This is a genomic window from Variovorax boronicumulans NBRC 103145 (genome assembly GCF_001591345.1).
GTDB lineage: Bacteria > Pseudomonadota > Gammaproteobacteria > Burkholderiales > Burkholderiaceae_C > Variovorax > Variovorax boronicumulans.
In genome coordinates this window covers 1-5,148 of the sequence record NZ_BCUS01000214.1, presented here as the reverse complement: position 1 = coordinate 5,148, position 5,148 = coordinate 1, and the positions used below count along the sequence as shown (strand labels likewise).

Annotated in this window: 5 protein-coding genes and 1 pseudogene; 3 read left to right on the top strand and 3 right to left on the bottom strand. The window is 72.6% G+C overall.

The window, feature by feature from the left end:
- Positions 1 to 334: 334 nt before the first annotated feature.
- The 3 genes and pseudogenes from VBO01S_RS33370 to alkB form a co-directional block, all read right to left on the bottom strand.
- Positions 335 to 958 (bottom strand): ATP-binding cassette domain-containing protein, encoded by a 624-nt coding sequence (locus VBO01S_RS33370; protein WP_255221256.1) that lies wholly within the window; start codon positions 956 to 958, stop codon positions 335 to 337.
- Positions 959 to 1,527: 569 nt separating this feature from the next.
- A pseudogene (locus VBO01S_RS33365) lies at positions 1,528 to 2,148 on the bottom strand (ABC transporter transmembrane domain-containing protein); the annotation flags it as partial.
- Between the two features lie 10 nt (positions 2,149 to 2,158).
- Positions 2,159 to 2,815 (bottom strand): DNA oxidative demethylase AlkB, encoded by a 657-nt coding sequence (gene alkB, locus VBO01S_RS30755; RefSeq protein ID WP_062482828.1) that lies wholly within the window; start codon positions 2,813 to 2,815, stop codon positions 2,159 to 2,161.
- 191 nt (positions 2,816 to 3,006) lie between these two features.
- Between alkB and VBO01S_RS30750 the strand changes: the two genes are divergently transcribed.
- From VBO01S_RS30750 to VBO01S_RS30740, 3 genes are all read left to right on the top strand, one after another.
- Complete coding sequence (locus tag VBO01S_RS30750) at positions 3,007 to 3,675, top strand: STN domain-containing protein (RefSeq protein ID WP_062482825.1); 669 nt, start codon at positions 3,007 to 3,009, stop codon at positions 3,673 to 3,675.
- A 7-nt stretch (positions 3,676 to 3,682) separates the two neighbouring features.
- Positions 3,683 to 4,237, top strand: coding sequence for an RNA polymerase sigma factor (locus VBO01S_RS30745; protein WP_062482809.1), 555 nt, complete (start codon positions 3,683 to 3,685; stop codon positions 4,235 to 4,237).
- Positions 4,238 to 4,396: 159 nt separating this feature from the next.
- Positions 4,397 to 5,148 (top strand): FecR family protein (locus tag VBO01S_RS30740; RefSeq protein WP_062482806.1); only part of this gene is annotated, 752 nt, incomplete at its 3' end.

Here is a 5,148-nt window from a genome sequence, read left to right as displayed (position 1 = left end):
CGCCCACCCGCGCGTTGCGGTCGGCGCCGACCCAGGCCGTGCAGTCGGTGGGCGGCGGCTTGCTGGCGGCGGCCTGGCGCTGTTCGGCGGTGGTGCCGGTGGTGCAGGCGGACAGGCCCAGCACGGCACCGAGCAGGGCGAGCGGAAGGGTGGCGCGGGAAGAACGCATGGGGCGGGAAACGCTCGCGGAATGAAGAACCATGTGATTGGAACGCAGCCGGGGCGCAAAAAGGGACCGCACAGGACCAAGCGTGAACAAATGGATGCCGATACTGTTGCAGAAGGCATGCCAGCGCAGCAGTTGTGAACGCCGCGTTCTGGCGCAGGAGGGGTCCTACTGCGTGTTGCCGGACACGGCCTCCCGAAGCATCGGCTGGCGCGCCAGCACGTCGTCGCGCGGGCCGTGGTCGCGCACATGGCCGGCTTCCATGAGGATCACGGTGTCGAAGCGCTCGAGCAGGCTCAGCCGGTGCACCGAGGCGATCACGCAGGCCTGCGGAAACGCCGCCGCGATGCGACCCAGCACGCGCGCCTCGGTGGCGGCGTCGAGCGCGCTGGTCGGCTCGTCGAGCAGCAGCAGCGAACTGCCTTCGGCGGCGAGCACGCCGCGCGCCAGGCACAGCCGCTGGCGCTGGCCGCCCGACAGGTTGAAACCGCGTTCCGAGATCGCGCTGTCCAGGTCGCCGTGCGTGGCCTGCAGCACCTCGTCGAAGGTGCTGGTGTGCAGCGCGGCGCGCAGGCGCTCGTCGTCGCAGGGACGCCCGAAGGCCAGGTTCTCGCGCACGCTGGCCTCGAACAGCTCGGTCTCCTGCGGGATCAGCGTGGCGAGCTGGCGCAGCCGGGCCCAGTCGGTCCGCTCGCCGTCGAGCGAGAGCGTGCCGCCGTGCGGCGCATACAGGCCGGCCAGCACGCGCAGCAGCGTGCTCTTGCCGCCGCCGCTGGGGCCCACGAGCGCCACGCGCTGGCCCCGGCGCAGCGTGAGCGCCACGTCGTGAGGCCGCTGCGCGCGGGCGCCGCCGGGTCGTTGGCGACGGCGCCGCGCGGGGCATAGCGCCATTGCAGCTGCGCGACCTGCAGCTGCGTCCAAGGCGCCTGCATGTCGATGCGTTCGTGCGCCGGCACCTCCTCGGGCGGGGCCTCGAGCGTGGCACTCGTCGGCGCGTGCCAGATCGGTTCGGCGCTGCTGTAGTCGGTGTGCATGCGCGCAAAGAAACTGAAGTTGGCCGCCACCGAGGTGACCACGCCCGCCGCCTGCTGCGCGTACTGGTAGATCATGAACACGGCGCCCAGCATCACGGCCTGGCCCGGCGCGCGCGCCTGCCACACATAGATCACCACCAGGCCCCAGGTCAGCGCCAGCCCCATCAGGTCGACCGCGAACCACTTGCCCTCGTTGAGCACCACGGTGCGCTTCAGCGGCAGCGACACGGCCGCCATGCGACGGCGCAGCAACAGGCGCGACGCGCCCTGCAGCCTCAGGCCGATCACCGTGGAGGCGTTGCCCAGGAAGTCGAGCAGCGCGGCCACGTAGCGCCGGTCGGCGTCGTTCTCGGCGCGCGCGAGCTTCATGAGCGCGCGGTCGATGCGCACGATCACGACGCCGATCAGCACATAGCCCGCGAGCGCCGTCACGCCGCTGGTGCGCGACAGCAGCGCCAGCGCCACCAGCGGCCCGACGAAGTTCACGGCGTTGGTGAGCCAGATGAACTGGTTCTGCGCGAAGTCGGCGAGCGCGCGGCTGGCCTGGTGCACGCGGTGCTGCAGCTCGCCCGAGTGGTGGCTGTCGTGCCAGGCGAGCGGCGCGGCGGCGATGCGCGCGTAGAGCTGGTCGGCCAGCGTCTCGCGCACCTTCAGGCCCACGTTGCGCTCGAGGATGCGGCCCGGCCCGTGCAGCGCCCAGGCGCCGACGTACACCCCCGCGAGCGTGGCGATCCAGCGGCCCGCCGCGGGCAGGTCGCCGCGCTGCAGCGCGTTGATGGCCTGGCCGGCGAGGTAGGGCAGCGTGAGGCGGATCAGCTGCGAACTCGCGAGCAGCGCAGTGGCGGCCAGCAGCTGCGCACGCGCACCGGCGGCGAAGTGCCACAGCGCGGCGTAGAGCGCGCGGATCGCGCGGCCGGGGGATTCGGTGGAGGAGGTGGTCGAACTCATCATGCGTGCATCAACCGGCCTTGCGGAAGGTGAGGTTGATGCGCTGCGCGCCGAGCCGTGCCTGCAGCGGATGCGGGGCGTCCTTGAGCGGCAGCACGCCATGAAAGCGCAGCCGGTCCACGCCGCCCCACACCACCACGTCGCCGTGCACCAGCGTAATGCGGGTGGTCTTGTCGGCGCGCGCGAGCCCGCCGAACTGGAACACCGCCGGCATGCCCAGCGACACCGACACGATCGGCGCGCCGTGGTCGCGCTCGTCGCGGTCCTGGTGCAGCGAGAGCCGGCTGCCCGGCTGGTAGCGGTTGACCAGGCAGGCGTCGGGCGCAAAGCCCTCGAAGCCGGCCAGCGCCGCCGCGTCGCGCGCGAGCAGTGCAAAGACATCGGGCATCGCGGGCCAGGGCACGCCACTGTCGGGGTCGACCGCGCTGTAGCGGTAGCCGCGCCGGTCGCTGGTCCAGCCGAGCGCACCGCAGTTGGTGAGCGCGACCGACATGGTGAAGCCGCCCGGCGTGACCAGGTGGCGGAAGGGCGCGCGCGCCGCCACGCCGTCGATGGCGTCGAGCAGCGCCTCGGCGCGCGGCAGCGCAAAGCCCGGCAGCACGAAGGCGGCCGGGCCGATCGGCTCGCGCGCGGCGCGCGGCGGGGCGTCGAAGAGGTCGAACGTCATGGGGGCATTGTCGCCAGCGGCAGGGGCGCTTCGGACCGTGGCTGTGGCTGCGATGCATTCAAGCTGTCACAAAGCGTCACTAGCATTCCGAGCACCAAAGCAGTACGCGGCACCGGCCCGGCGCCTGCGATTCCTCCTTCGTCACAGGACCCGGCATGTCTCGCGTTGCTCGGTCACGGTGGGTGTGTGTCTTGACCCTGATCCTCGGAATTCTGTCCCTCGCGGCCGTGTCGCATGCCGGCGAACCCGCGCCTTCGCCCGATGTGGCGGGGCGCATCGCCTTCGACCTGCCGGCCCAGCCGTTGGCCACTGCCGTGCAGGTCTACGCGCAGGCGACGGGGCAGTCCGTGTTCTTCGACGGGCAGCTCACCGCCGGACTCGAATCCGCCGCGTTGCACGGCCTGTTCACCCCGCGCGAAGCGCTGCAGCGCCTGCTGGCCGGCACGCGGCTGGCCGCGCGCCACACCGACGCGCGCACCTTCACGCTGGTCGAGGCCGAGGCGCCGCCGCCCGTGGTTGCGACGGCACCGGCCGCGCCCGCCGTTCCCGCCATGTCCTCGCGCGACGCCCGCGTGGTGCAACAGGCGCTGGAGCGCACGCTGTGCCGCTGGCCGCACGCGCGCCCCGGCACCTACCGCGCGCTCGTGCAGCTGTGGGTCGGGCCCGGCGGCCATGTGCGGCGCACGCGGCTGCTCAGTTCCACCGGCCTCGCGCAGCGCGACGCCGCGCTCGAAGCCGCGATGAACACGCTGGTGCTCGAGCGTCCGCCCGAAGGCGAGGCCGACCAGCCGCTGACCGTGCTGCTGCTGCCGCGCACCGGCGACCGCCCCGACGTCTGCGACGCAGCGGTTTCTCCCTGAGCACGCCGTGGAACAGGACACCCCCGGCTTCCTGCGCAGCCTGCTGACCAGCCGCTACATCGACTTCCGAAACCGGCTCCGTCGCCGCCTGGGCTCGGAAGAGCAGGCCGACGACGTGCTGCACGAAACCTGGCTGCGCGTGCAGCGCATGAGCGACCCCGGCCCGGTGCAAAGCCCCATGGCCTATCTGCTGCGCATCGCGTCGAACGTGGCGGAAGACCGGCGCATCTCCCACGGGCGGCTGCTCGATTTCGTCGAGGTCGAGGAGCTGCTGCATTTTTCGGACGACAGCCACGACCCGGCCCGCGTCTCGGAGGCCCGCAGCGAAGTGCAGGCGCTGGAGCGCGCGCTCGAGGAGCTGCCGCGCCGCCGCCGCGACATCTTCATCGCCTCGCGCGTGGACGAGACGCCGCATGCCGACCTGGCGCGGCGCTACGGCGTGTCGGTGCGCATCGTCGAGCGCGAAGTGAAGGCCGCGCTGGTGCATTGCGCGGGCCGTTTGGGCCGCGACGTGATTCAAAGGTTCGGTCCCGGTGCCGGAAAACAGTCAGAGAAGGTGTGAACGAACCCGCCATGCCCGCTCATCCCGCCCAGACACGCCCCCTCCGCGTTGCAAATGCTCGCCATAGCCCTGGCTATGGCTGCGCTTTGCGCCTTGATGGGACGTGCCTGGACGGGCTGCTCGGCCACGGCGGATCCATTCACACCTTCTAAAGACATGATGGCCGCACCCACTCCAATCGACCGCGATCGCGCCGCGCTGGAAACGCAGGCACACGACTGGCTCGTGCGCCTGACCTCCGGCCGCGCGACCACCGGCGACGCGCAGGATTTCCGCCGCTGGTGCGCCCGCAGCCCGCAGCACGCGCAGGCCATGGCCGAGGCGACGCGGCTGTGGGACCTGACCCGGCCCGCCGCCGAAGCGGTGGCGCAGCGCATGCCCGCGATGGAGACACCGCCGCGCGCGGCCATCGCCATGTCGCGCCCGTCGATGTTCGGCCGCCGCCAGTTCCTCGGCGCCGCACTCGCGGCCGGTGCCGCCGCCTTCGTCGTGGTGCGCCCGCCGGCCGGCCTGTGGCCCGCGCTGTCCGACATGACGGCCGACTACCGCACCGGCACCGGCGAGCAGCGCCGCGTGGTGCTGGCCGATGCAGCGGCGGTGGTCGAGATGAACACGCAGACCAGCCTCAACCTCGCGCGCGGCGCCGAGGGCGAGCCGCCCGTGCTCGACATGCTCGGCGGCGAGGCGCAGGTGCAGCTCGACGCGGCGCGCCGCGCGCCCTTCACCATGACGGTGGGCGGCGCGCGCCTCGTGGCCGCGGCGGCCAGCCGCTTCAACGTGCGCGCCACCAGTGGCGAGGTGTGCGTGACCTGCTTCGCGGGCTCGGTCGAGCTGCGCGACGGCGAGCGCGTGCTGGTGGCGGGCGAGGCGCAGCAGATCCGCTACGGCGGCCGGCGCGAGGCCGAGGTGGC